This is a genomic window from Clostridium prolinivorans (assembly GCF_004011155.1).
Lineage (GTDB): Bacteria > Bacillota > Clostridia > Clostridiales > Clostridiaceae > Clostridium_AT > Clostridium_AT prolinivorans.
Genome location: NZ_RJWG01000048.1, coordinates 1 through 747, shown reverse-complemented (window position 1 = coordinate 747; position 747 = coordinate 1). Strand labels below are relative to the sequence as shown.

At 26.2% G+C, this 747-nt stretch carries 1 protein-coding gene; it reads right to left on the bottom strand.

Annotation, left to right across the window (positions count from 1 at the left end; genetic code table 11):
• Positions 1-624 (bottom strand): IS21-like element helper ATPase IstB (gene istB / locus EGD97_RS12265; RefSeq protein WP_164850225.1); only part of this gene is annotated, 624 nt, incomplete at its 3' end.
• Positions 625-747 lie beyond the last annotated feature (123 nt).

Below are 747 nucleotides of genomic sequence, written 5' to 3'. Positions count from 1 at the left end.
CCAAGCATTAAAATTTATATTAGTTGTTAATATCGTACTCTTTTTTTCATATCTCATATCAATAAGTTGAAAAAACAACTTAGAATCTTCCTTATCTATTGGTAAATAACCTAATTCATCTATTATTAGAAGCTTATACTTGCTAAAATGTTTAAGTCTAGCATCTAATCGATTCTCTAATTTTGCATGTTTTAGTTGCTGTAATAAATCATGACATTTTATAAAATATGTGCTATATCGCTTTTTGGCTGCCGCGATACCAATAGATGTTGCAAGATGTGTTTTCCCAACTCCGCTAGATCCTAAAAACACAATATTTTCTTGTGAATCTAGGAAACGTAAGGTTAAAAAATCTAGTATTTGATCTTTATTTATACTAGGCTGAAAATCAAAGTCAAAATCTTTAATTTCCTTTTGATGTGGAAAAGCTCCAACTTTAACCATAGATTTAATCATATTTGCTTCTTTAAAATCTATTTCATGATCTGTAAGTTTAATAAGAGCATCTACAAAAGATAAATTGTTTTTGGTTGTAAAATCAATAACTTGGTCTAAATGGTTAATCATTTGTTTCATTTTTAAATACTCTAAGTTCTTTATAAGTTGTGTATAAGTACTATTCATTTTTATATATTTCTCCTATCATTTTTAAATTATTCTTAGCCATTTCTATCATTTCATAAGAATTTTGCTTTAATGTTAGAGCACTAATTTCAGCATAATGTTCAACATGATAATTAAGTTTTT